Raw genomic sequence first — 23,572 nt, forward strand, 5'->3', positions numbered from 1 at the left:
AAGCCCGCCCCCTTTTTTCTCGCCCGCATGAGTTCCCAGGAGGTGACGACCATGGCAACCGCCCTCGCCAAGGCCGCCGACACCGGCACGTCGGTAGCATCCGCCGCGCGGATCGAGCACGTCTCGAAGTCCTTCACCACACCCGCCGGCCAACAGCTCGTCCTGGACGACATCACCCTCGATGTCGCGCCCGGCGAGTTCGTCACCCTCCTGGGAGCCTCCGGCTGCGGCAAGTCCACCCTGCTCAACCTCGTCGCCGGACTCGACAAACCATCGGCCGGCACCATTGGTACCGACGGCCGCCCCGCGCTGATGTTCCAGGAACACGCCCTGTTCCCCTGGCTGACCGCGGGCAAGAACATCGAACTCGCCCTGAAACTGCGCGGCATGCCCAAAACGGAACGGCGGGTGAAGGCGGAGGAGCTGCTGGAACTCGTCCGACTCAAGGGCGCCTACGGCAAGCGGGTGCACGAACTGTCCGGCGGAATGCGCCAGCGGGTCGCCCTGGCCCGCGCACTCGCCCAGGACAGCAAACTGCTCCTGATGGACGAACCCTTCGCCGCCCTCGACGCCATCACCCGCGACGTGCTGCACGACGAACTCACCCGCATCTGGCGCGAGACCAGCGTGTCGGTCCTCTTCGTCACCCACAACGTCCGCGAAGCGGTACGCCTCGCCGAGCGCGTGGTCCTGCTCTCCTCGCGTCCGGGGCGGATCGCCCACGAGTGGACGGTCGACATCCCGCAGCCACGCCGTATCGAGGACTCCGCCGTCGCGGAACTGTCCGTCGAGATCACCGAACAACTGCGTGGGGAGATCCGCCGCCATGGCCAGCACTGAGACGAACGCCGTCAAGGACGGCAACGATCTCGCCGGACTCGAAGCGGGCCTGGACGCCCTGGAGACCGTCCAGACCGGGCGGGCCCCGTTCCGCAGGACCTTCGTGGAGAAGATCTTTCCCCCGATCGTCGCCGTGGCGCTGGTGCTGGTGGTCTGGCAGGTCCTGGTCTGGGCGAAGGTCACCGACAGCTACAAACTGCCCGCACCGTCCGCGGTCTGGGACGAGGTCAGGGAGGCCTGGCTCCAGGGCACGCTCCTGGAGTACATCTGGACCAGCGTCTCGCGCGGCCTGCTCGGCTTCCTCATGGCCCTGGTGATCGGCACCCCGCTCGGTCTGCTGGTCGCCCGCGTGAAGTTCGTCCGCGCGGCGATCGGCCCGATCCTGTCCGGACTGCAGTCGCTGCCGTCGGTGGCGTGGGTGCCGCCGGCCGTCCTGTGGCTCGGGCTGAACGACTCGATGATGTACGCGGTGATCCTGCTCGGCGCCGTCCCCTCGATCGCCAACGGACTCGTCTCCGGCGTCGACCAGGTACCCCCGCTCTACCTGCGGGCCGGCCGCACACTCGGCGCCACCGGACTGCGCGGCACCTGGCACATCGTGATCCCCGCCGCCCTGCCCGGCTACCTCGCCGGCCTCAAGCAGGGCTGGGCCTTCTCCTGGCGCTCCCTCATGGCCGCCGAGATCATCGCCTCCTCCCCCGACCTGGGCATCGGCCTCGGCCAACTCCTGGAGAACGGCCGCACCGCCAACAGCATGTCCATGGTCTTCCTCGCCATCCTCCTCATCCTGATCGTCGGAATCGCCATCGACCTGCTGATCTTCAGTCCGCTGGAGCGGCGGGTACTGCGCAGCCGCGGTCTCCTCGTGAAGAGCTGAACTCCCATGCCTCGACCGGTACTTCTCGTCATCGCCCACGGCAGCCGCGACCCGCGCCATGCCGCGACCGTGCACGCCCTGGTGCGGCGCGTACGGGCCCTGCGCCCGGGCGTGCGCGTGGAGACCGGCTTCCTGGACTTCAACATCCCTTCGGTCTCGGGGGTGTTGGAGTCACTGGCGGCGGAGGGCGTACGTGACGTAGTGGCCCTCCCTCTGCTCCTGACCCGGGCCTTCCATGCGAAGTCGGACATCCCGGCGGTGCTGAGCGAGGCTCCGGCCCGGCTGAGGATCCGGCAGGCCGAGGTGCTCGGTCCGTCGCCACTGCTGACCGCCGCGCTCGAACGGCGGTTGTACGAGGCGGGGTTGTCCCCCGCCGACAAGTCCTCGACCGGGGTCGTGCTGGCCTCGGCGGGGTCCACGGACCCGGAGGCGATCGCAGTGATCGCAGAAATCGCGCGGGAGTGGCGGCGGACCGGTTGGTGTGCCGTGCGGCCTGCGTTCGCCTCCGCGTCGTTGCCTCGTACGGGGGATGCGGTGCGGGAGTTGCGTGCCCTTGGGTGCGCGCGGGTGGCTGTCGCGCCGTACGTCCTGGCTCCCGGCTTCCTGCCGGATCGGATCGCGCGGGGGGCGGCCGAGGCGGACGTTCTCGCCGACGTCCTCGGCGCGTCCCCGGAGGTGGCCCGCGTCCTCCTGCACCGGTACGACGCCGCCCGAACCCCGGCGCTGACGGCGATCGGCGCCTGACCCGGGCATTTTCCTCGCCCCCGCCGCCCCTACCCGTCCCGTCCCTATGGGGCTCCGCCCCAGACCCCGTCGGGTGCGTCGTCGAGTGCGGCTTCGTTGTGGCTCGTCGCGCAGTTCCCCGCGCCCCTGAAAGTGGGGCTGCGCCCCCACTTCCAGCCCGTCCTGCGCTTGAGGACAACGCCGTCCAGACCGATCCCTCACCCAGCCCGTCCGGCGTTTGAGGACGAGGCCGTTCAGGCCGATCCCCACCCGCCCATGACCAACCCACCCATCCCCAGTAACCCCCACCCACCCAGCCCGTCCGGCGATTGAGGACGAGCGCGTTCAGCGCGATACGGGGGTTCGGGGGCGGAGCCCCTGAGTAAGGGACGGGAATGGGTAGGGGCGGCGGGGGCGGAAAAAGGTTCGTTCAGGAGGTCGCGTGGGACAGTCGGGGGTCGCGGCCGCTCAAGGCGAGGGCACGCGTGAAGGTGGAGGCATCGGAAGGCGCCGGGACCGCGGGGGCGAAGCCGTCGTACTGGCGGTAGAGGTCGCCGTGGGTGACTACGACGTCCAGGACGACGCGGGCGGCCACGTCGGAGATGCGGTACTGCTGGCCGGTCGCCGTAGCGACGTCCCACCCGTGCACCGCCATCTCCTTCACGATCATCGAGGCCAGCTCGGGAGCCGCCATGGATCCCATGCCCAGGTCCACCTCCCCCTCCCACACCACCGGATCGGCCCACACGGCAACCGCCCGGTCCAGCTGGGCGGCGTACGCCGACGCCCACCCGGGCTCGGCAGCGAAATCCCGCCCGGTCAGCGACTCGGGCAGCGGCTTGCGCAACGCCCGGTGCTCCAGACCGTGGGAGGTGTAGAGCACCCAGTGGTTCACCAGAGCCCGGACATCCCAGTCCGGACAGTGGGTGGTCCCGGCGAGCTGCTCCGCGGTGACCCCGCGCGCGACACGTGCGGCCTCGGCGGCGCACTCGACCATGGACGGGTACAGGCTCTCGATCGTGTAGGGCGCGTTCTCCTGGTCCAGGCTCTTGTCCGAGTTCTCGTCCACGTTCTTGTTCGCGTTCGTCTCCATGCGTCACACGCTAGGGACGCGGCCCCGCCCCCTCTTGAACAAACGCGACAGCGTCATCGGACAGCCGTACGAGTTCGTCCACCGGCATCGAACCGGCCGCCCGCCGCTCACGAGCGAAGACGTTGGCGAGCCGCTGCAGCAGGTCGTTGAGCGGCGTCGGTACGCCGTGCAACCGCCCCAGCAGGGCGATCTCCCCGTTGAGATAGTCCGCCTCGATGGTCCCCGTGCCACGGTTCAGCGACTGCCACGACGACCCGGCGCCCCGCTCGGACCCGTCGAAGGGCTCGAAGCGGATCTTGTCGGCGCGGGCCTCCTTCTGCTCCTCCTCGGAGGCGTACGGGATGCCCGCGGCGGCCAGCACGGCCTCCCCCTCGGCACGCACCCGGCCGTAGAGCGCGATGCCCTCCTCGCTGGTGAGCACGCCGCTGACCGCCTCGATCGAGTTGGCGAGGTTGCCGAGGAGCTTGGCGTACTGCCAGCGCGTCACGTCGGCCACGACCGGCGCCTCGAAGCGGGACGCGGTCAGGTCGGCGGCAATAGTCCGCGCCGTCTCGTCCGTGCCGTGCGGATACCGTCCGAGGTGCAGGATCCCGGTGAGCGGCGTACCGGCGGTGGACACCACCCCCGGCTCGACGAACGTCGCGGGCAGCCACACGCACACCCCGTACACCCGCCGGAAGCGGCGCAGCGCGAGCCGCTGGCTCTCCACGCCGTTCTGCGCGCAGACCAACGGCAGCCGCTCGGCCGCCGTGCCGCCGCCCGCCACGGGCACGGGTCCCCATGCCTCCAGTGCCGCCTCGCTGTCCTGCGTCTTGACGGCGAGTACGAGCACGTCGTCGGCGCCGAGTTCGCCGAGCGCGTGCGGCCCGTCGACGACGGGCGGCCGATGGGTGTGCGGGCCGTCGGGCGTCACCAGGCGCAGCCCCCGCTCGCGCAGCGCCTCGTACTGCGCGCCCCGCGCGACCAGCACCACGTCGTGTCCCGATCCCGCGAGGCGACCGCCGATGGCCCCGCCCACAGCCCCTGCTCCGATGATGATGTAGCGCATGTGTCCGAGCCTGCCACAGGCGTGTGTACGCTCCATCAATGATTCCGGAAAACTTCCAGCTCGCCGGACAGCTGCCCGTACGCCGCCTCGGTTACGGCACCGCCCAGTTGACCGGTCCCGGCTACTGGGGGCCGCGCGGTGAGGCCCGGGACGCGGTGGCCGTTCTGCGGCGGGCTGTCCAGCGCGGAGTCACGCTGATCGACACGGCGGACAACTACGGCCCGTCGATCGCCGAGGAACTCGTCGCCGCAAGATCCGGCACATCGGGCTCGACTCGGTGACGGCCGAACAGCTCGAAGCGGCAAGGGAGTTGACGGACATCGAGTCCGTTCAGAACCGGTACAACCTCACCGACCGCGCCTCGGATCCCCTGCTGAAGCTGTGCGAGGCGCACGGGATCGCGTTCCTGCCCTGGTTCCCCCCTGGGCAACGGCTCGTTGACCACGGACCGGGTGTGCGCGGGCATCGCCGCCGCGCACGGAGTCCCGCCCGGACAGATCGCCCTGGCCTGGCTGCTGCACCGCTCCCCCGTGCTCTGCCCGACCCCCGGCACGGGCTCCCTCGCTCACCTGGAGGAGAACCTCGACGCGGCCGTCGTACGGCTCGGCGAGGGGGACATGTCCCGTCTAGACGCGCTGAGTTGACCTCGCCCGACGGTGCTTGACCTTGCCCCTGGGGCAGACTCCACGCTCCGGGGCATGGACTCCCACGACTTCCACCTCAAGCAGAGCCCGTACAGCGACCCCGGAGCCGTACCGGCCGGTCTGCCCGCAGACCCGCGTGAACTCGCCGCCCTCGTAAGGAACTTGCTCATCCACCGGGAGGAGGGCGGGCACTTCGGGTACGCGATGCCCGACAAGCGCCGTCACGAGGACGCCGAGGCCCGGTACGTGAGCGAGATCCTGCGGATCCTTCGCGAGCGCGCACAGGCGCCGCTCACCGAACACCGGGAGCTCGGCGAGCGGTTCGCCGGCACATGCCGGGACTTCGCGCTGCTGCTGTGCGCGTTCCTGAGGGCGACGGGCACCCCCGCCCGCGTCCGGTGCGGCTTCGCCACCTACTTCGAGGACGGCTCCTCCCTCGTGACCCACGGGGACCACTGGGTCACCGAATACCGTCTGCCGGACGGCAGTTGGCAGCTCGCGGACGCCCAGGTGGCCGACGGGGCGCACGACGTGCCCTTCGATCCGCTGGACGTCCCGCGGGACCAGTTCCTCGTCGCCGGAACCGCCTGGCAGGCGTGCCGGGCGCGCGACGCGGACCCCGACGCCTTCGGGATCCCTCTCCCCACGGGCACCCTGCAGGGTCTGTGGTTCGTGCGCTGCAACGTCGTACGGGACCTCGCGGCCCTCGGCGGGGTGGAGGTGCTGCCGTGGGACGCGTGGGGGCTGGCGGCGAAGGACGAGCCGGAGGTGACCGCGGACGATCTCGCGCTGCTCGACACGGTGGCCGCGGCCACGGCCACCGAGGCCGTGTCGCCCGAGGAGATCCGGCGCCTGTACGCGGACCCCCGCCTCACCGTCCCGGCGGAGATCACCTCGCACACGACCTACCTCGGTGTCCGGAAGGTCAGGCTCCCCGAGAGCCTTCGGGGCTGAACGGCGTTCCCTGGTGGAAGTACAGCAGCCACCCCTCCCCCGTCCGCCGCCACAGCGAACTCCGGTGTGCGTGACGGCCGTTGTGTTCCGTGTCGAAGGTGAGGTGGACCAGATCGGGGGCGAGCTCGACGCCCGTCACCCGGGAGGTGATGCCGAGGCCGGTCCCCGGCTCCTTCGCCGTGGCCAGTGCGTCGATGATCGAGGCCCGGTCCCAGTGCCGCCCGGAGACGCCGAACTCGTGGAAGTCGGGGTGCAGCAGCTCCCCGAGGAGTTCGGGCGAGCGGCGGATCTCCGGGTCGAGGAGGCGCAGTTCGCCCTCGATGGCCGCCTCGACGGCGGGGCCGTGGTCAGCCACTGGTCAGCTCCGCGAGTTTGGTGACGGTGTTCCAGTTCCGTGTGGTGGCGATGATGCCCTTCGACATCCGGGGCTTCGACAGGGTTTCCGCCAGCTTGGAGCGGCCGAGGCCGTCGGGGGCGTACAGGTAGAGGACACGGTCGCCGAGGCGGAACTCCTCGGGCAGGAAGGCCTGTTGGTCGACCGACGCGAAGCGCTCGGCGTCGACCGGCTCGGAGAAGTAGGTGGCGTGCAGTTGCTTCCCCTCCAGGTCGGCGGCCGGGAACGGGCAGGCGTCGAGGACGGCCCGGAGATAGGCGTGGTCGCGCACCAGGACGTCGACCGTGAAGCCGAAGCTCTTCTCCAGCGCCCCCGACAGCTCCGCGGCGAGCGTGTCCTCGTCGCCGTGGCCGCTGGAGAAGACGGCGTTCCCGCTCTGGAGATACGTACGGACACCCGCGTGTCCGAGACCCTCCATGAGGGTGCGCAGCTCGGCCATCGGCACCTTCCTGCTGCCGCCCACGTTGATCCCGCGCAGCAGTGCCGCGTACGTCGTCATGCCCTCAGTCATCCGCACACCATAAAGCGGCCGTCGTGCCCCGTGGGGGTGGGCACGACGGCCGCGGTTCCCGGGCGGCCGGACACCGAAAGTTACCGGCCGGTTGGCTCAAAACCCTGACCGATGGACGCGCTCAGTTCAACCCCCGCACACAGCTGTGACTTGTTCAACAAACTTTCGTAACACCGAAAAGGAGCTTCCCCGGCAGATCGGACCCGGACCGGGACGGACAGGGGACGGACGGGGGACGGACGGGGGACAGACCGGACACCCTGATCACGACCCCCGAGGTGCCGCTTTACATGTAAGGGGCTTTCATCCTCCTCAGTGCTGAGGTCACGGGGTCCGAGGGGAGGACTCCGGCTCCCGGTACCTCACCGGGCAGCACGACGAGAGGTCCTTATCCGCCCCATACCTTCGAAACAGAAGGTGCCGGCAGGGGGCCGACACCGAAGACGAGGGGGAAAGCCCGTCATGGGGAACGGAGACACGCGGGTACGGGGCATAGCGGCCCGGGCCGGCGGCTGGAGTGCCCGGCACCGCTGGGCGGCCGTCGGGATCTGGCTGCTGTTCGTCGTCCTGGCAATGGGGCTCGGCTCGGCGGCGGGCACGGTCGAGCTCAAGGACAGCGATCAGCTCAGCGGCGAGACAGGCCGGGCCGCGGCCATCGCGGAGGAAGCGGGAATCGACGAGCCGGCCGGGGAGACCGTGCTCATCCAGGGCAAGGACGCGGGGGTCAAGGCGACGAGCGCCGAGTTCCGCGCCGCCGTCGACGCCGTGATGAAGGCGGTCGAGGGCACCGGCAAGGTGACCGACGTGACCTCGCCGTACGACACGGACACGATCTCGAAGGACGGCCGCAGCGCGCTCGTGCAGTTCGACATGCGCGGCGATGCGGACACGGCGGGCGAGCGGGTGGAGCCCGTTCTGAAGGCCGTCGACGAGGTACAGAAGAACCATGAGGCGGTGCGGATCGAGGAGATCGGCGGCGCCAGCATGAACAAGACGTTCGACGACGCGTTCGGCGACGACTTCAAGCAGGCCGAGTACTCCGCCGTCCCCGTGGCCCTCGGCATCCTGCTGGTCGCGTTCGGGGCGCTGGTGGCGGCGCTGGTTCCGGTCCTGCTCGCGATCACCGCGATCATGGCCACGATGGGCCTGATGGGGATCGTCAGTCACTTCCAGCCGATGGACGACGCGTCGAGCTCCGTGATGCTGCTCGTCGGCCTGGCGGTCGGCGTCGACTACTGCCTGTTCTATCTGCGGCGCGAACGTGAGGAGCGCGCGGCGGGCAGGGATCCCGAGACCGCGCTCCGGATCGCCGCAGCGACCAGCGGCCGCGCCATCGTCGTCTCCGGTGTCACGGTGTGCGTCGCGATGGCGGGCATGCTGTTCACCGGAATCGCCACCTTCAAGGCGATGGGCCTGGCCTCGCTGATGGTCGTGGCGGTCGCCATGGTCGGCTCGGTGACGGTGCTGCCCGCGGTCCTCTCGCTGCTCGGTACGCGGGTCGAGAAGGGCCGGATCCCGTTCCTGCACCCGGACAAGCGCCGCAAGACCAATGGCGGTTCCGACAACGGGAGCCGGTTCTGGACGGGCGTGCTGCGTGTGGTGCTGGCCAAGCCGGCGATCTCGCTGGTCGTCGCGACCGGCGCACTGCTGGCCATCGCGGCTCCCGCGCTCGGCATGAAGACCCAGAACCTCACACTGGACCAGGAGTTCGGCGACTCGCTGCCGATCGTGGCGACGTACGAGCGGGTCAACGAGGCCTTCCCGGGTGGTTCCGACCCGGCCGAGGTGGTCGTCAAGGCCGACGACATCAACTCCGCCGAGGTGAAGTCCGCGATCGCCGACTTCCGTGAGCGGGCGGTCAGTTCGGGTGCCTCACGCGGCCCGGTCGAGGTCAAGGTGCACGACTCGAAGAACGTCGCCTTCGTGTACGTGCCGCTGGTGGGCGGTTCGAACCTCGACAAGGCCGAGAAGAGCCTGGAGATCATCCGCGACGACGTCCGTCCGGCGACATTCGGCAAGGTCGACGGGGTCGAGGCCCCGGTGACCGGTCAGGTCGCGGGTTCCAAGGACTTCAACGACCAGCTCGTCAGCGCGGTCGCCCCGGTCTTCGCCTTCGTCGTGGTCTTCGCCTTCCTGCTGATGCTCCTGTCGTTCCGCTCGCTGACGATCGCGATCACCTCGATCGTCCTCAACCTCCTCTCGGTGGGGGCGGCCTACGGCATCCTGGTCGCCGTCTTCCAGCACGGCTGGGGCGCGTCGCTGGTGGGCGCGGAGGGCGTGGGCGCCATCATCACCTGGCTGCCGCTGTTCCTCTTCGTGATCCTCTTCGGGCTCTCGATGGACTACCACGTGTTCGTGGTCTCGCGAATCCGTGAGGCGCGGCTGCGGGGGCTGACGACCCGGGACGCCATCCAGCACGGGGTGGTCACGACGGCCGGTGTCATCACCAGCGCCGCCGTCATCATGGTCGCCGTCTTCGCGATCTTCGGCACGCTGTCCATGCAGTCCATGAAGCAGATGGGTGTGGGCCTCGCGGCCGCGGTCCTCATCGACGCGACGATCATCCGCGGTGTGCTGCTCCCGGCGGTCATGGCCATGCTCGGCGAACGCAACTGGTACTTCCCGAAGTGGCTGAACCGTCTGCCGGACCTCAGCCACGACGAGTCCCCCGAGGCCGCGGCCTCGCCGCCGCCTCCGGCGGTCGAGGGGGAGAGGGTCCGGGTCTGACGACCTGAACCACCGCACAGCGACGGCGTGGCCGGGGCACTCGCCCCGGCCACGCCTTCGTGTGCGGCACGCCGGATCAGGCCGCCGTGGCCACCTCGTCCCGCTCGAAGGAGTCGATGGTGCGGGTGAAGTCACGGGTGGAGAGCAACAGCTTGTAGATGATGGCGAGTTCGAAGACGAGAAGCAGGGCGCCGGAGACCAGGGTCGCCTCGATGACCGCGTCGAGGAGCGGGCCGACGATGAAGACGCCCATCTGGAATTCGATGCCGCTCACCAGGTGCGTACGAATCCGGTGGCGCAGGAGGAAGGACCGCATCCGGAGATAGACCGGGAAGCGGTGGCGGAACTCCTGCTGGAGATCGATGACCTGGCCCCGGGGCTTCTGGGGAGCGTCGATGGTTCCCTCGGAGGCCGGTTCGGACAGGTCGGGGGCCGATTCGGCCGGGTAGGAGGCCGATTCGGCCGGGATGGAGCCCGGTTCGGACAGGGCCGACGTCTTGCGGATGTCGTGTTCGATGTCCGCCGAGGGATTGTTGCGCAAGAGGTCTTCCATGAAGGCGACCTCGGCGGAGTTCTCCGAGCGGCGGGCCTCCCGCACACGCGCCTTGATCTGCTTGCGCATGTTGTAGCGGATCTTGAAGATCTCCAGGGAGTTGATGTACCGCAGCGTGTCGAGGCCGACGACCGCGAGGGCCAGCCAGATGTAGATCGTGTCACCGGTGCGGTCGTACTGCCCGGCCATCAGCGCGACCCCGCACACCGCCACCCGGATGCGGTCGAAGACGAAGTCCAGCCAGGCCCCGAAGACGGAGCCCTGGCCGGTCAGCCGGGCCACCTTCCCGTCCATGCAGTCGAGGATGAAACTCAGGTGGTAGACAAGTGCGCCGGCGATCAGCCACCGCCAGTCGCCGAAGGCGAAGCAGGCCGCCGAGACCAGGCCGAGCAGGAACGCCCCCCAGGTGATCTGGTTCGGCGTGATCCTCGTACGCATCGCGGTGAGCCTCACCAACGGTGTGGCCACCGGGTCGACGAGCAGCACGGTCCACCACGCGTCACGCTTCTTCTCTGTGATGCGGCGCACCTCGGCGAGGGGCGGTATGTCTCGGCGCATTGATCAACTTCCCAGCGTTCGTAGTGAGTTCACCTCAAGCTAGGAAGGTGTTCACACAAGGAACAAGAAGAGACCCGTGCAACCTTCGGCAGGGGTCAGCCGTCCAACCCGATAACCCTGTCCATGCCCTGATCGGGCGGATGCCGCGTTACCCGAGCGTTATCGAATGACCGTCCCGTTATCCAAAGGGCGCCATGGCTTCACCATTGGCGTACAACCGTGACCCGTGGGAATTCCGAGTTCGCGGACGGTCACCCGATTTCGCAGACGGTTACCCGATCACGCCCCTTCCGGTCTCGGTAAAGCTTCGGTCATGTACCCGTGACGCTCTTGGGGATTTCCGCCTCGATCAGATCCGCCGCGCGTGCCGTGCCGCCCTCGGTCGCCATTCCCTCCTGGATCTCCTTGAGCCGCCGCGCCACGTCCGGGTCGCCGGTGAGGGTGAGTACGGCCTCGCGCAGGGTCTCGGCCGTCGCCTCCTCCATCGGCAGGTGCCGGGCGACACCGAGCGCCTGAAGCATGTCCGCGTTGCCGAACTGGTCGACGGCCTGGGGCACGCACACCATCGGTGTGGCGGTGGCCAGCCCTTCCTGGCTGCCGCCGGCGCCCGCATGCGTGACGAAGGCGTCGGCCTGCTTGAGGATCGCCAACTGCGGCACCCAGTCCCGCACTTCGACGTTCCCCGGGACCTCGCCGAGCTCCGCGGGGTCGACGTGCTTGCCGATCTGCAGCACCACGTGCCAGCCCGGCAGGCCACTGAACGCCTTCACACACTCGCGGTAGAAGGCGGGCTGCTTGGTGAAGGAGGAGCCCAGGGACACGAGGACGACGCGCTCGGCACCGTCGGGCCGCCGCCACTCCCCCTGGGCGGCGCGGTCGCCCTGGCAGGCACCGACGAAGGTGTACACCGACTCGTCGACCCGGTCGGCGTTCGGCTGGAGGGCCTTCGGGATCAGGACGACGGAACGGTCGGGGCGGCCGGCGAACGGATCGGGATGCTGGGTGATCCCGTTCTCCTCCAGCCAGGCATGGAAGCGCGCGTAGTACGCCCTGCCACGCTCGGTCTTCTTCGGCTCCGCCCACATGGGTTCGGCGACCTCCTCCTCGTACCCCTCCCAGGCGACGAGGTTCGGCGAGAGCGAGACGGCCGGGACGCCCCAGCGGTGCGCGAGGACACGGGCCGGGTACGAGGTGATGTCGTGCAGTACGAGGTCCGGCTCGTCGCCCTCGTACGCCTCGATGAGCTGCGGAAGCGCCTGGATCGCGTCGGCAAGGAAAGGCTCCACGTTGTCCAGGAGTGTGGTCCCCCATGCCGAGGGATCGTCGTCGGGGGACGGCAGCGTGGAATTCCAGAGCTTCGGCTCGGCGCCCGTCTCCGCGACCTTCTCGGCGAAGGCGGGCGGAATCGCGTACGTGACCCGGTGCCCGCGGGCGACGAGCTCCCGGATCACCTCGAGGCTCGGGTTCACGTGCCCGTGGGCGGCGATGGAGAACATGGCGATGTGGGCGGGGTGTGGGGTGGTCATGAGCCGACCATAAGCGAGACGATACGTCTCGTACAACTTAATTGCGACCGCCCTCCGTACGCGACTCACCGCGCCGCCAGCACGTCGTGGAGCCCCAGCCACTGCTCGGGCGCCACTTCCCCGACAAGCGCACGAGGGTCGAGACGTGCGGCCCGGAACGCGGCATCCACCCGGCGCCTCGGATGGGCCCGGCGCAGCGAGGCGTGCAGCGATCCGCCGACCCCGGAGAAGCCGAGCTCGACCAGGTGCCGCCAGTCGTCGTACGAGGTCCGGTCGAGCAGCGGGGTACGGCGTCGCTCGATGCGTACGATTCCGGCGTCGACCCGGGGCACGGGCCGGAACCTGGTCCTGGTGACCCGGCCGAGGAACCGCCACTCGAAGCGCGGCCAGGTGCGGACGGTGAGCAGGGTCCAACTCCCGTAGTCCCCGGTGCGTTTGCGGGCGTATTCGAGCTGGGTGAGGAGCGTGGCGTCCATCAGGCCGGGCGCGCGCAGACACCAGTCGACGACGTCCGCGGTGCGCGAGAAGGGCACGTTTCCGGCGACGGAGAAGGGGCTGCCCGGTGGCCGCGCGGCAAGGAAGTCACCGCCGATCACCCGCACTTGAGGGGTTCCGGAGAATCGGGTGCGCAGGGCGGGGACCAGTCGTGGGTCGATCTCGTAGGCCAGCAGTTCCCGGCAGCGGGGGGCGAGCACCTCGGTCAACGCGCCCTTGCCCGCGCCCACTTCGAGCACGAGGGGTGGGTGGTACGGCCGCGGTACGGCGAGCCGGGCGAAGCGGTCTGCGGTGGCGCGGTCGGTGAGAAAGTTCTGCGAGAGCGCGCGCGAAACGTGGGTGGGGCGGGCCATGGCCTGCGGTCCTTGTCTTCCGTGAGGGCGAAACGGGCAGACGAAGGCCCCGACCGGAAGGGAGGAGAAAAGGACGCGCGCGGGCGGGCACGCGTCAGCCGCGTACCTGCTTCAAGGCGTACGTGAGAGGGGGCGCCCCTGCGGCGATTGCCGTCAGCGGGCGCAGATCCCCGGGCCGGTCAGGGCACCGGGGGCACGACGCATCCGAATGGAATGCGTGCAGCCCCGGCCGAGACCGGAAGAAAAAATCGCATTGATACCCACGACCGGCACGCTAGACGTCCGGGGCGGCCCCGGCCAACCGATTTTCACCCGCACGTTCCTCCAGGGGCTCACCTCCAGAGGCGCGGGGAACGGCGCAGTTTGGGGGCGCGGGGAACGGCGCAATCTTTTAGGGGCGCGGGGAACGCCGCGACCAGCCCCCACCGGCCGGCATCCGACAAACCACCCGCGTCCCCAAGGCCCGCGCCGGCGAACCGTCACCTCTGATACCGCGCGAGCACCAGATTCCCGTCCCCCACCAACCGCTCACGCAACTCACCGAGCCCGATGGCCCCGCTGTAGTACTCCTGGAACGCAGGCGTGGCCACCTTGTCCTTCCACTCCGGATACCCCCGCACGGACTGCGCCGGCGCCGACCGCAGATACCGCGCGAGCCCCGTCCCGATCGCCCACCCGCCCTTCTCGACACGCAGCGCCGGATCCCGGAGCGCCCCCGTACCGGTCGGCAGCATCCAGTCGCCGAGCGCGAGCCGCACCATGTTCCGAGGCCGGAGCAGGAAGTCGATGAACGCGGCGGCCTCCTTCTTGTGCGGACTGTCCTCCGCGACGGACAGCGTCTGAGGGCTCACCCCCTGAGTGAGCCCATCCGCACCGGCCGGCGCGGGCAGCACCTGCCATTCGAAGCCCTTCGGCGCCTGCTGCACGATCTGCTGCCGGTAGGAGAACCCGAGCGGAACCATCGCGTACTTGCCGCCGAAGAAGCCGGGCAGCGTGTCGGACCCACCGCTGCCGAGCGTCGAACTCGACGCGCTCCCATCGGTGTTGACCTGGTCGTGGATGGTGCGCGGCACCACCTCGTCACCCGCCTCGAACCGGATCCGCACCTTGCCGTCCGAGCCACGGTGGAACAGCTGCCCGCCGGTCGAGAGCGAGAGGTTGAGCGTGGCCGACACGGGCTCCTTGAGCGGCCAGGCCACCCCGTACTTCCCTTCCCCATCCCCCAGTTCGTCGGTGATCGCCCTGAACTCGTCCCAGCTCCACGGCTTCTCGGGGGTGGGAATCCGTACGCCCGACTCCCGCAGCCACTTGGCGTTGGCGATCAGGACGCGCGGCTCCTGGAGGAACGGCACGCCGTAGATCCCGTCCCCGAAGGTCACGGTCTCCCAACTCCGCTGCGGGATGTCGGACTTGAGCCGCCCGGGCAGCAGCTCACGCAGATCCGCGAGATACCCGCCGTACGCGAAGTCCGCGAGGTCGTCCGAGGCGTCATGGATGATGTCCGGTGCCTCACCGCCCTCGAAGGAGGTGAGCAGCTGGTCGTGGACGCTCTCCCAACTCCCCTGTACGTACTCGACCTTGACGTCCGGATGGGTGGCGTTCCACTCCTTCACCAGCTCCTTGTTGACGTCGACGGACTCCTCCTGCCAGGCGAGGGACTGGAAGCGGAGGGTGATCCTGCCGTCCTCCGAACCGCCGTCACCGCCGGTGCAGGCCGCGCTGCCCATGAGCAGCAGCACCACCACCATCGCGACGAGCCGTTTCGTCCGCATCAGCTCTTCACCGCCCCGGCGAGCATCCCGCCCGTGATCCGTTTCTGGATGACCGCGAAGACGACCAGCGAGGGCAGGGTCGCCAGGAACGCGGCGGCCGCGAGGGGCCCGAGGTCCGCCACGCCCTCCGCGCCGAGGAAGTGCGTGAGGACGACCGGAAGGGTCTGTTTCTCCGGGGTCTTGAGCAGCACCAGCGCGAAGAAGAACTCGTTCCACGCGCTGATGAACGCGAACAGCGCCGTGGCCACGATCCCCGGCGCGAGCAACGGCGCGGTGATCGAGACAAGCGTCCGCACCTTGCCGGCTCCGTCCACGGCCGCGGCCTCCTCCAGCTCGGTCGGCACGGCCCGTACGTATCCCACGAGCATCCACAGTGCGAACGGCAGCGCCCACACGACGTACACCATGATCAGACCCGGTACGGAGTTGATCAGCCGCAGGTTCTTCAGGACCAGGAACAGCGGGATGATCACCAGCACGAACGGGAACGCCTGGCTGACCACGACCCAGCCGGTCGCCGCCTTCGCGAGCCGTGTGCGGTGCCGGGCCATGACGTACGCCATCGGGGTCGCGATCAGTACGGCGATCACCGCCGCGCCGACCGCAGCGATCAGGGAGTTCAACGCGGCGTCCAGCAGCGGCTGTTCGTCGAAGGCCTGCCGGAAGTTGGCGAGGGTCGGGTCCTTGGGGATCCAGGTCGGATGCAGACTCCCCAGCTCGCGCGCCGGTTTGAAGGCGGTGGAGATCAGCCAGAGGAAGGGGAAGGCGAGAAAGACGAGATAGGCGAGGAGCGCGAGGTACTGGCCCGCGCGAGCCGATTTCCGAGTCCTCACGCGTCCTCGCCTCCCCTCAGCCGGCCGACCAGATGGAGGGCGAGGATCACCGAGATCACCGCGACCATCACACAGCCCATAGCCGCCGCGTACCCGAACTGCCCGTAGCGGAAGGCCTCTTCGTACGCGAACAGCATCGGCAGCCGGGTGCGTCCGCCCGGGCCGCCGTTGGTCAGGACGTACACCAGGGCGAAGGAGTTGAAGTTCCAGATGAAGTTGAGCGCGGTGATGGCGAGGGCGACCGGTTTGAGGGCGGGCCAGGTCACCGTGCGGAAGCGGCGCCAGGCGCCCGCGCCGTCCATCGCGGCGGCCTCGTGCAGTTCGCGCGATGTGTTCTGCAGTCCGGCGAGCAGGGCGACCGTCGTCTGGGGCATGCCCGCCCAGACGCCGACCACGATCACCGCGGGCAGGGCGGTGGCCAGGCCGCTCAGCCAGTCGCGGCCATCGCCCAGGCCCAGGTCGCGGATCGTCTCGTTGAGGATGCCCGCGTCCGGGTTGTAGACGAGCCGCCACATGATGCCGACGACCACCTCGGGCATCGCCCACGGGATGATCGCGAGCGACCGTGCCAGCCAGCGGAAGCGGAGGTTCTCGTTGAGCAGCAGGGCGAGGCCGAGGGCGAGGAGGAACTGCGGGACCGTGACCCCCACCGCCCACAGCAGGCCGATCCGGAACGAGTCCCAGAACAGGGTGTCGTGCAGCAGGTCCTGGAAGTTGAGGGTCCCGATCCACTGTGTGGGCTCGGTGCGGCCCGACTGGGAGTCGGTGAACGCCAGCGCGATGCCGTAGAGGAGCGGTCCGACGCTGAGCACCAGGATCGGGATCAGCGCGGGCAGTACCAGGAACCAGGCGCCGTGGTCGACGAGGCGGTCACCCGCGCCTCCGCCTCCACCCGGCGCACCCCTCGCCGACCGCTTCCCTGACCGCTTCCGCACGGTCGCCAATGTCACGGAATCAGCTCCTCTGGGCGGCTCGTACGGGTCTGGCCGTCCCGGCGGCCCCCGTCATCGTGCTGACGTACTGACACGCCGTCAAGACAGCGCACACACCCTCCCGAGGGCTCTCACCAGTGTGAATGCGACACTGGGCGGCGTATGGCGTGATCTCGACCGCCGACGCGACGAGAACCGCGGGACAACCGGACGAGAACCAAGGGCTCCACGGGAGGCGAGTGATGGACGAGGCACAGGCGCGGGACGTGCTCGCCGAGGCGGGGTTCGACCGGGGCTCGGAGCTGCTCGCGCTGGGCGAGAACGCCGTGTTCGCGGCCGGTGATCTGGTGGTCAAGGTGGGCCGCGACGCCGAACTCCTCGACCGGGCGCGGCGGGAACTGGCCATCGCCGTCTGGCTCGCCGAGGCGGGCGTCCCCGCGGTGCGGGCCGCCGAGTCCGAGGCACGGTCCGTGGCCGGTCACCCGGTGACGGTGTGGCACCGGCTGCCCGCTCCCGTGCGTCCCGCCGAACCCCGCGATCTCGCCGAACTGCTGCGACTGGTGCACGCCCTGCCCTCCCCCGCCTTCACACTGCCGCGCCGCGAACTGCTGGGCGGCGTCGAGCGGTGGCTGCGGCTCGCGGGCGACGCGATCGACCCCGCGGACGCCGCGTTCCTGCGGGACCGGCGCGACGGTTTCGCCACGTCCGCCGCCGCACTCACCCCGCATCTGCCGCCGGGCCCGATCCACGGCGACGCGCTGCCCCGCAACGTCCACATCGGCCCCGACGGGCCGGTCCTGGTCGACCTGGAGACCTTCTCCACCGACCTTCGCGAACACGACCTCGTGGTCATGGCGCTGTCCCGCGACCGGTACGGGCTGCCCGCCGAGGCGTACGACGCGTTCACCCGGACCTACGGCTGGGACGTACGCGAGTGGGACGGCTGCGGAGTGCTGCGCGGGGCCCGCGAGACGGCCAGCTGCGCCTGGGTCTCCCAGCACGCACCGAGCAATCCGAAGGCACTGGCGGAGTTCGAGCGCCGGGTGGCGTCATTGCGCGACGGCGACGAAACGGTTCGCTGGTATCCCTTCTGAGGCACCCTTGCCTGGACTGCCGTGCGGCCCGCCTCGCGCCCGGACCGCCATGTGGTGGCCGGTCAGCCGCGGATCGTCCCGGCCGCCCGGTGCAGTTCGGTGAGAACCGTCCGTACGGCCTTGCGGGCCGTGCGTTCGGGGCGGTGGAGCGCGTCGATGTGCCGCCGTGCCTGAACACCGCTGAGCGGCTTGAGCACCAGCGCGGGGTGCGGGCGCATCGTCCAGCGGGGCATCAGGGCGAGGCCCCCGCCGGCGGCGACGGCCTCGGCGACCACCGCGAACTCGTTGATGCGGTGGGCGAGACGGAGCCGACGGCCCGCGGCCGTGGCGATGGCGTCGATGGTCGCCACCACCGGGAAGCCGTCGTGCGCCGTGATCCAGGGCTCGTCGGCCACGTCACGCGGGGTGAGCCGCCGCTTGACGGCCAGCGGGTGGTCGGCGGGCATCGCCACGTCGAGCGGTTCGCGCAGGAGGGTGGTGGCCGTGACCGTGCGCGGCCAGCCCGGGGTGTGCTCCAGGCGGTGGGCGAGCACCAGGTCGTACTCCCTGGTCAGCGGCGGGAAGTCGTCCTGCGTCACATCCGCGTCGGCGAGGGACAGCTGTGGCCCGCCGGGCTCGGCGAGCGCCTGGAGCAACAGCGGGAAGAACGCCGAAGCCGCGCTGTGGAAGGCCGCCACCGACACCTCGCCGTCCGGCCGGTCGACAAACTCCGCGACGGTGTGCCGGGCCCGCTCCAGCGCCGTCTCCACCTCGATCGCCGCCCCGGCCAGCGCCTGCCCGGCGTCGGTGAGCACCAGCCGCCGCCCCTGGCGCTCGGTGAGCGGTACGGGGATCGCGCGCTGGAGGAGCCGCAGTTGCTGGGAGATCGCCGAGGGCGTCACGAGCAGCGCCTCGGCGACCGCCGTGACGCTGCCCAGTTCGCCCAGCTCACGCAGGATCCTCAGCTGCCGTTCGTCCATGTCCTCGTCCCAGCGATCGCATCGTACCGATGTAGGGATGCTAAAGGATCGTTTAAGAAGTTGGCTCTGGGCTTCAGGGACGTGGACGGTGCAGGGTGAGCGCGTGCCTGATGCCCGCCGTACCGATGCGGTACTTCTCCTCGTCGCCCTCGTCTGGGGTTCCAGCTATCTGTCCGCCCAGACGGCCACCGCCGTGCTGCCCGTCCTGGTGGTGCTGTTCGCGCGGTACGCCCTGTCCGCGCTCGCCTGTCTCGGTCTGATCGCCACCGACCGGAAGTCCGGCGGGTGGACCCGTGACGAGATCCGGATCGGTGTGCCTCTGGGGGTCACCCAGGCGGCCGTCCTGGTGGTGGAGACGTACGGCGTCGCCCACACGAGTGCCGCGAACGCGGGGCTGATCATCAGCCTGACCATCGTGATCACTCCCCTCCTCGACCGCACGGGCCACCGCGGCGGCCTCCCGCTCTCCTTCTACGCGGCCGCCGGCGTGTGCCTGCTGGCCGTCGGCCTCCTCATGTCGGGCAACGGCTTCCACGCGCCCCGCCTCGGCGACCTGCTGATGCTCGCCGCGGCGCTGATCCGGGCGGTGCATGTGGCACTCGTCGGCCGGCTCACCGTGAACCGTGCGATCCGCCCGCTGCGGCTGACCACCGTGCAGACCCTCGTCGGCTCGGCGCTGTTCCTGCTGCCCGCGTCCGGCGAACTGTCCACGCTCGCCCACATCGGCGTCGCGGGCTGGGCCCAGCTGCTCTATCTCGCCCTGTTCTGCAGTGTGTTCGCCTTCCTCGCCCAGACCTGGGCCGTCCAGCGCACCTCGGCGAGCCGGGCCAGCCTCCTGCTCGGCACCGAGCCCATATGGGCCGCCGCGGTCGGTATCGGTCTGGCCGGCGACCACTTCACCCCACTCACCGCCCTCGGCGCGACCCTGCTGATCACCGGAACGTACTGGGGCCAGGCAGTGGAACGCGCCCACCGATCCGCTGCCCCACCAGGGCTACCCGCCCCTTCAGGGGCGCGGGGAACCGCGCGACCAGCCACAGCGGACCCGCAGCTCAAGGACAAGCTCGTTCAGCAGGCCCTCCCAGCGGAGCGCCAAGGCACCGAAGAGGCCCAGCGAGCGGTGTGAACGACCGGTGTGAACGAGCGGTTCAGACCCGCTCGTCCGTCAGGTCCCGCAACGGCCACACCCCGTCCACCACCGCCGTCGCGTCCCCCTTGCGGCGCAGGAAGCTCTGGAAGTCGGCCGCCCATTCCGCGTACCACTCGATCTGGCGGCGGTGCAGCTCCGCCGGGCCGAGGGCCGCGACCTTGGGATGGCGGGCGGCTATCGCGCCGGCGAGACGGGCCGCCGCCAGGGCGTCAGCCGAGGCATCGTGGGCGGAGTCGAGCGCGATCCCGTACTCCGCGCAGACCGCTTCGAGATTCCGCTTGCCGCGGCGGTAGCGGTCCACGGAGCGGTCGATCGTGTACGGGTCGATGACCGGCGCGGGATCGACTCCGCCCAGCCGGTCGCGCAGTGACGGCAGTCCGTACCGCCGCAGTTCGGCGGAGAGCAGGGTCAGGTCGAAGGCCGCGTTGTACGCCACGACCGGGACGCCCGACTGCCAGTACGAGACGAGGACCGAGGCGATCGCGTCGGCCACCTGGTCTGCGGGCCTGCCGTCGGCCGTCGCCCTTTCGTTGCTGATCCCGTGCACCGCCACCGCGTCCGCCGGGATCTCGACTCCCGGGTCGGCGAGCCATTCGCGGTGCCCGACCGGCTCTGTTCCCCTGACCTCGATCACGGCCCCGGTGACGATGCGCGCCTCGCGCGGATCCGTCCCGGTCGTCTCCAGGTCGAAGCCGACCAGCAGCTCCCCGTGCCAACCCATGCCGGCCCCCTTCTTCGTGGTGCGATCCCCCAATGACCTCCACGATCCCATGGGCCACTGACAATCCGACGACCGCATTCCGCTTGACGCCCGTCAGGCCGACCGCGGAGGCGGACACAGGCCCGTCACGGGAACCGTCAGGACACAGGCCGTGAATCGGCCCAAGCCACCTCGAACTCCTCGCGGTACGTCCCGAAAAGCCCTTCTTCGCCGATCTCGTCCGGCTTCAACACCCGTCCTCCGCCGCGCAGCACGAGCACCGGCGCCTCCATCCCTCGCGTCCGCCGCAGATACGACTGGACGACCGCTATCCCGTCCGAGCCGTCCCCGTCGACGAGGTACGCCGTGAAGCGGGGCGTCTCGTCGTAGACCTGGATCTCGAAGGCGCCGGGATCGCGCAGCCGCGCCCGGACCCGGCGCATGTGCAGGATGTTCATCTCGACGGAGCGGCTCAACTCGCCCCTCTTGATACCGAGTTCGCGCTCACGGCGCTTCACCGCGCTGGAGGCCGGGTTCAGGAAAAGCAGCCGCACCCGGCAGCCGGACTCGGCCAGCCTGACGAGCCGCCGCCCGGAGAAGTTCTGCACGAGGAGGTTGAGGCCGATGCCGATGGCGTCGAGGCGGCGCGCTCCGCCGAAGATGTCCTCGGCGGGGAACTGCCGCATCAGCCGCACCCGGTCCGAGTGCACGCCCACCACGTCCGCGTACCGGTCGCCGACCAGGTTCTCGACCGCGTCGACGGGGAGCCGGCGCGCGGACGGTACGTCGCTGCCCGCGCCGAGTATCTCCAGGAGCTTCGCGGACGCGCGCTCGGCCTGGGCGAGGACGGCCTCGGACAGCGCCCTGTTGCGCGAGACGACGTTGCGGGTGACTTCCAGTTCGTCCAGGGCGAGTTCGACGTCCCGGCGCTCGTCGAAGTACGGCTCGAAGCACGGCCAGTGCTGCACCATCAGCTCGCGTAGCTGGGGCAACGTGAGGAAACTGATGACGTTGTCGTCGGCGGGGTCGAGCAAGTAGCCCTTGCGGCGGCTGACTTCGCGCACGGCGACGGCGCGCTGCACCCACTCCTGCCCCGCGGGTCCGGCGGCGGCGACCACCCAGTCGTCCTCGCCGTGGACGGGTTCGTAGATCGGGCGCAGAACAGCGGCCACGACCGCGCGCAGCCGCTGTTCGACGAGGTTCAGCCAGATGTAGGCCCGGCCGGCCCGCTGGGCGCGCGTACGCACCTCGCGCCAGGCGTCGGCGCCCCAGTCCAGCTCCGCTCCGATTTCCATCGGTCGCGCCAGGGACACCGCGCCCGGTGGGGCATCCGTGGAGCTCCCCTCGTGACCGCCGTCACCAGGGGGCAACTCCAGCCCTCCGGACCCCACCCGCGCACCGCCTTCCGCTCCCCCGAGCACTCCCCCAGCCAACGATCAAGGAAGGGTACTCCGGGAGCGGCGAACGGTGCAGCCGGATGGACAGGTCGTTTCTCAACTACCGTTGTCCGGCCTGCCGTTCTGATCGGCCAGCTCCGGCGGAGTGAGCGGATTCATAGCGGTGACGTCACGCGGGGCCAGCGAGAAGCCCTGCCAGTGGACCGGCATGGGCTGCTGGTCCTCGTCCCGGGCCACGTGGTGGAACCCGATGTTCACCCAGGCCACGGGGTGCGTGAGGTTCTGTCCGTTGACCCACTTGTCGACGGACTTACCTGCTCCGGTACCGCAGTTGCGCAGGTTGTTGCTGGCGAACTGCTCGCACTTCTTGTACTGGGTGAAATAGACGTCGCGCTTGGTGTAGCTGCGACCCGGGTACTTGGAGCTGGCGCCCGGGACGAGTTCGTACGAGCGGGCGTGGTCGTCCTTGTTCTTGCCGGTCGTGCTGACCACGCGCCACCAGCGCATGTTCTTGGCGTCGCCCGCGAGTTCCTTGGTGATCTTCGTGCGGGTGGTCTTGTTGCGCGGGGCCTCGCCGTTGGCGGCGGGCGGGCTGACCACGGAGTCGTACTGCTCTACCTTGTTCTTGGAGTTGCCGTCGAGGCCGAAGTTGAGCCGCCAGAAGACGTTGTGGCTGTGGCTGGTCGCGTACCCCTTGGCGCCCTTGCCGATCGGCCAGCCACGGCCGTCACCGGCGTCGTAGTCACCGGGCGAGAGGCTGCCGGTGGCGCCGACGTTCATGTTGATCGCGCCGTCGTCCGAGAAGCGCCACTCGGTGATGTACTCGTACCAGCCGACCTGGTTGACGGTGTAGACGAGCAGGTCCTTGCCCTGCTGCTGGAAGACCTTGCTCGCCGAGTCGCCCTGCATGCGGTAGGCGTGGCCGCGTGAACGGGTCGTGGTGCACAGGCCCTTGACGTTCGGGTGCTCCGGGTCCCAGGCGTCCGGGACCTTGACCGTCTTGATGGTGCCGCCGGGGCACTCGCCGGGGGCCATGTTCATCAGGCCCTGGCCGAATCCGGCGCCCGTGAGGTCGTCGTACTCGACCGAACCGTCGTCGTAGGGGACGTGGATCTGGGCGAGCTTCGCACTCGTCAGGACACGTATGGGGGCCGCCTCGCCCTTGGGCTGGTACGAGACGTTCTCCAGGACGAGCCCGGCCTCGCTCTCGTAGTGCCAGCACATCGACCACTTGGTGCCGGTGGCGAGTGTCTGCTCGATCTTGTAGGCCGCGCTGCAGTCGGCGGCTGCCGCGGGGGCGGCCTTGGGCTGGGCGACGGCCGGTCCCGCGGCCGTGGTGGCGCCGACGGTCAGGGCGGCCACCGAGAGGCCCACCGCCGTCCGCCTGCGGGCGCGGTTGACTCTGTTCACGCGCATGAAGAAGTGACTCCCTTGCACAA

Annotated in this window: 21 protein-coding genes and 1 pseudogene; 8 read left to right on the forward strand and 14 right to left on the reverse strand. The window is 69.9% G+C overall.

What is annotated here, in order from left to right; genetic code table 11:
- Window positions 1–51 precede the first annotated feature (51 nt).
- Genes OG718_RS15745 through OG718_RS15755 form a run of 3 tightly spaced genes read left to right on the forward strand, consistent with a single transcriptional unit; the run spans window position 52 to window position 2,461 of the window.
- The gene (locus OG718_RS15745) at window positions 52–840 is read left to right on the forward strand and encodes an ABC transporter ATP-binding protein (protein WP_328847770.1); all 789 of its coding nucleotides are present in this window, start codon (window positions 52–54) and stop codon (window positions 838–840) included.
- Window positions 827–1,717 carry an ABC transporter permease gene (locus OG718_RS15750; RefSeq protein ID WP_306936956.1) on the forward strand — a complete coding sequence of 297 codons (891 nt, stop codon included), beginning with the start codon at window positions 827–829 and terminating at the stop codon, window positions 1,715–1,717. Before OG718_RS15745 ends, OG718_RS15750 begins: the two co-directional genes overlap by 14 nt.
- A gap of 6 nt (window positions 1,718–1,723) precedes the next feature.
- Entirely contained in the window at window positions 1,724–2,461 is a 738-nt protein-coding gene (locus tag OG718_RS15755; protein WP_143638632.1) for a sirohydrochlorin chelatase, read from the forward strand.
- Window positions 2,462–2,870: 409 nt separating this feature from the next.
- Here OG718_RS15755 and OG718_RS15760 read toward each other — a convergent pair whose 3' ends face one another.
- A complete protein-coding gene (locus tag OG718_RS15760; protein WP_260695288.1) occupies window positions 2,871–3,437 on the reverse strand; it encodes a TIGR03086 family metal-binding protein in 567 nt (188 codons plus the stop codon).
- Between the two features lie 106 nt (window positions 3,438–3,543).
- Window positions 3,544–4,581 carry a ketopantoate reductase family protein gene (locus OG718_RS15765; protein WP_328844425.1) on the reverse strand — a complete coding sequence of 346 codons (1,038 nt, stop codon included), beginning with the start codon at window positions 4,579–4,581 and terminating at the stop codon, window positions 3,544–3,546.
- 38 nt (window positions 4,582–4,619) lie between these two features.
- Here OG718_RS15765 and OG718_RS54420 point away from each other — a divergent pair.
- Both OG718_RS54420 and OG718_RS15785 read left to right on the forward strand, forming a co-directional pair.
- A pseudogene (locus tag OG718_RS54420) lies at window positions 4,620–5,225 on the forward strand (aldo/keto reductase).
- Window positions 5,226–5,279: 54 nt separating this feature from the next.
- Entirely contained in the window at window positions 5,280–6,179 is a 900-nt protein-coding gene (locus tag OG718_RS15785; protein WP_328844427.1) for a transglutaminase-like domain-containing protein, read from the forward strand.
- On the opposite strand, the gene OG718_RS15790 is transcribed toward OG718_RS15785, so the two are convergent.
- Window positions 6,151–6,534 (reverse strand): nuclear transport factor 2 family protein, encoded by a 384-nt coding sequence (locus OG718_RS15790; RefSeq protein WP_143638624.1) that lies wholly within the window; start codon window positions 6,532–6,534, stop codon window positions 6,151–6,153. The genes OG718_RS15785 and OG718_RS15790 overlap by 29 nt on opposite strands.
- Window positions 6,527–7,072: a DUF1697 domain-containing protein gene (locus tag OG718_RS15795; protein ID WP_143638708.1), complete on the reverse strand. Its 546-nt coding sequence runs from the start codon at window positions 7,070–7,072 to the stop codon at window positions 6,527–6,529. Before OG718_RS15795 ends, OG718_RS15790 begins: the two co-directional genes overlap by 8 nt.
- Before the next feature lie 474 nt (window positions 7,073–7,546).
- On the opposite strand from OG718_RS15795, the gene OG718_RS15800 reads away from it, so the two are divergent.
- Window positions 7,547–9,811 (forward strand): MMPL family transporter, encoded by a 2,265-nt coding sequence (locus OG718_RS15800; protein ID WP_143638622.1) that lies wholly within the window; start codon window positions 7,547–7,549, stop codon window positions 9,809–9,811.
- A gap of 76 nt (window positions 9,812–9,887) precedes the next feature.
- On the opposite strand, the gene OG718_RS15805 is transcribed toward OG718_RS15800, so the two are convergent.
- The 6 genes from OG718_RS15805 to OG718_RS15830 form a co-directional block, all read right to left on the reverse strand.
- Window positions 9,888–10,922 (reverse strand): CDP-alcohol phosphatidyltransferase family protein, encoded by a 1,035-nt coding sequence (locus OG718_RS15805; RefSeq protein WP_143638620.1) that lies wholly within the window; start codon window positions 10,920–10,922, stop codon window positions 9,888–9,890.
- Window positions 10,923–11,233: 311 nt separating this feature from the next.
- The gene (mgt, locus tag OG718_RS15810; RefSeq protein ID WP_143638618.1) at window positions 11,234–12,448 is read right to left on the reverse strand and encodes a macrolide-inactivating glycosyltransferase; all 1,215 of its coding nucleotides are present in this window, start codon (window positions 12,446–12,448) and stop codon (window positions 11,234–11,236) included.
- Between the two features lie 65 nt (window positions 12,449–12,513).
- Window positions 12,514–13,296, reverse strand: a complete 783-nt coding sequence (erm, locus tag OG718_RS15815) for an ErmE/ErmH/ErmO/ErmR family 23S rRNA (adenine(2058)-N(6))-methyltransferase (protein WP_143638616.1) — start codon at window positions 13,294–13,296, stop codon at window positions 12,514–12,516.
- A gap of 479 nt (window positions 13,297–13,775) precedes the next feature.
- On the reverse strand, window positions 13,776–15,068 hold the full coding sequence (locus OG718_RS15820; protein ID WP_328844428.1) for an ABC transporter substrate-binding protein: 1,293 nt from the start codon (window positions 15,066–15,068) through the stop codon (window positions 13,776–13,778).
- Window positions 15,068–15,901 carry a carbohydrate ABC transporter permease gene (locus OG718_RS15825; protein WP_143638612.1) on the reverse strand — a complete coding sequence of 278 codons (834 nt, stop codon included), beginning with the start codon at window positions 15,899–15,901 and terminating at the stop codon, window positions 15,068–15,070. Before OG718_RS15825 ends, OG718_RS15820 begins: the two co-directional genes overlap by 1 nt.
- Window positions 15,898–16,851 (reverse strand): carbohydrate ABC transporter permease, encoded by a 954-nt coding sequence (locus OG718_RS15830; protein ID WP_328844429.1) that lies wholly within the window; start codon window positions 16,849–16,851, stop codon window positions 15,898–15,900. The genes OG718_RS15825 and OG718_RS15830 overlap by 4 nt, the downstream gene beginning before the upstream one ends.
- Before the next feature lie 224 nt (window positions 16,852–17,075).
- Here OG718_RS15830 and OG718_RS15835 point away from each other — a divergent pair, with 224 nt between their 5' ends.
- On the forward strand, window positions 17,076–17,927 hold the full coding sequence (locus OG718_RS15835) for a phosphotransferase enzyme family protein (RefSeq protein ID WP_328844430.1): 852 nt from the start codon (window positions 17,076–17,078) through the stop codon (window positions 17,925–17,927).
- Window positions 17,928–17,989: 62 nt separating this feature from the next.
- Here the strand turns inward: OG718_RS15835 and OG718_RS15840 are convergent, their stop codons facing one another.
- Window positions 17,990–18,886, reverse strand: coding sequence for a LysR family transcriptional regulator (locus OG718_RS15840; protein WP_143638606.1), 897 nt, complete (start codon window positions 18,884–18,886; stop codon window positions 17,990–17,992).
- 103 nt (window positions 18,887–18,989) lie between these two features.
- Here OG718_RS15840 and OG718_RS15845 point away from each other — a divergent pair, with 103 nt between their 5' ends.
- The gene (locus tag OG718_RS15845; RefSeq protein ID WP_328844431.1) at window positions 18,990–20,012 is read left to right on the forward strand and encodes a DMT family transporter; all 1,023 of its coding nucleotides are present in this window, start codon (window positions 18,990–18,992) and stop codon (window positions 20,010–20,012) included.
- A 22-nt stretch (window positions 20,013–20,034) separates the two neighbouring features.
- Here OG718_RS15845 and OG718_RS15850 read toward each other — a convergent pair whose 3' ends face one another.
- From OG718_RS15850 to OG718_RS15860, 3 genes are all read right to left on the reverse strand, one after another.
- Window positions 20,035–20,757 (reverse strand): 3'-5' exonuclease, encoded by a 723-nt coding sequence (locus OG718_RS15850; protein ID WP_306936986.1) that lies wholly within the window; start codon window positions 20,755–20,757, stop codon window positions 20,035–20,037.
- A 137-nt stretch (window positions 20,758–20,894) separates the two neighbouring features.
- The gene (locus OG718_RS15855) at window positions 20,895–22,127 is read right to left on the reverse strand and encodes an SAV2148 family HEPN domain-containing protein (RefSeq protein WP_143638600.1); all 1,233 of its coding nucleotides are present in this window, start codon (window positions 22,125–22,127) and stop codon (window positions 20,895–20,897) included.
- A gap of 102 nt (window positions 22,128–22,229) precedes the next feature.
- Window positions 22,230–23,549, reverse strand: a complete 1,320-nt coding sequence (locus OG718_RS15860; protein ID WP_143638598.1) for a copper amine oxidase — start codon at window positions 23,547–23,549, stop codon at window positions 22,230–22,232.
- Between the last annotated feature and the right edge of the window lie 23 nt (window positions 23,550–23,572).

The sequence above is a fragment of the Streptomyces sp. NBC_00258 genome, from assembly GCF_036182465.1.
Taxonomy (GTDB): Bacteria; Actinomycetota; Actinomycetes; order Streptomycetales; family Streptomycetaceae; genus Streptomyces.

What these genes read in the sequence shown, in the direction of transcription:
- OG718_RS15745 (WP_328847770.1), top strand. Translation starts at nt 52, where the DNA reads ATGGCAACCGCCCTCGCCAAGGCCGCCGACACCGGCACGTCGGTAGCA.
- OG718_RS15750 (WP_306936956.1), top strand. Translation starts at nt 827, where the DNA reads ATGGCCAGCACTGAGACGAACGCCGTCAAGGACGGCAACGATCTCGCC.
- OG718_RS15755 (WP_143638632.1), top strand. Translation starts at nt 1,724, where the DNA reads ATGCCTCGACCGGTACTTCTCGTCATCGCCCACGGCAGCCGCGACCCG.
- OG718_RS15760 (WP_260695288.1), bottom strand. Translation starts at nt 3,437, where the DNA reads ATGGTCGAGTGCGCCGCCGAGGCCGCACGTGTCGCGCGCGGGGTCACC.
- OG718_RS15765 (WP_328844425.1), bottom strand. Translation starts at nt 4,581, where the DNA reads ATGCGCTACATCATCATCGGAGCAGGGGCTGTGGGCGGGGCCATCGGC.
- OG718_RS15785 (WP_328844427.1), top strand. Translation starts at nt 5,280, where the DNA reads ATGGACTCCCACGACTTCCACCTCAAGCAGAGCCCGTACAGCGACCCC.
- OG718_RS15795 (WP_143638708.1), bottom strand. Translation starts at nt 7,072, where the DNA reads ATGACGACGTACGCGGCACTGCTGCGCGGGATCAACGTGGGCGGCAGC.
- OG718_RS15800 (WP_143638622.1), top strand. Translation starts at nt 7,547, where the DNA reads ATGGGGAACGGAGACACGCGGGTACGGGGCATAGCGGCCCGGGCCGGC.
- OG718_RS15805 (WP_143638620.1), bottom strand. Translation starts at nt 10,922, where the DNA reads ATGCGCCGAGACATACCGCCCCTCGCCGAGGTGCGCCGCATCACAGAG.
- mgt (WP_143638618.1), bottom strand. Translation starts at nt 12,448, where the DNA reads ATGACCACCCCACACCCCGCCCACATCGCCATGTTCTCCATCGCCGCC.
- erm (WP_143638616.1), bottom strand. Translation starts at nt 13,296, where the DNA reads ATGGCCCGCCCCACCCACGTTTCGCGCGCGCTCTCGCAGAACTTTCTC.
- OG718_RS15820 (WP_328844428.1), bottom strand. Translation starts at nt 15,068, where the DNA reads ATGCGGACGAAACGGCTCGTCGCGATGGTGGTGGTGCTGCTGCTCATG.
- OG718_RS15835 (WP_328844430.1), top strand. Translation starts at nt 17,076, where the DNA reads ATGGACGAGGCACAGGCGCGGGACGTGCTCGCCGAGGCGGGGTTCGAC.
- OG718_RS15840 (WP_143638606.1), bottom strand. Translation starts at nt 18,886, where the DNA reads ATGGACGAACGGCAGCTGAGGATCCTGCGTGAGCTGGGCGAACTGGGC.
- OG718_RS15850 (WP_306936986.1), bottom strand. Translation starts at nt 20,757, where the DNA reads ATGGGTTGGCACGGGGAGCTGCTGGTCGGCTTCGACCTGGAGACGACC.
- OG718_RS15860 (WP_143638598.1), bottom strand. Translation starts at nt 23,549, where the DNA reads ATGCGCGTGAACAGAGTCAACCGCGCCCGCAGGCGGACGGCGGTGGGC.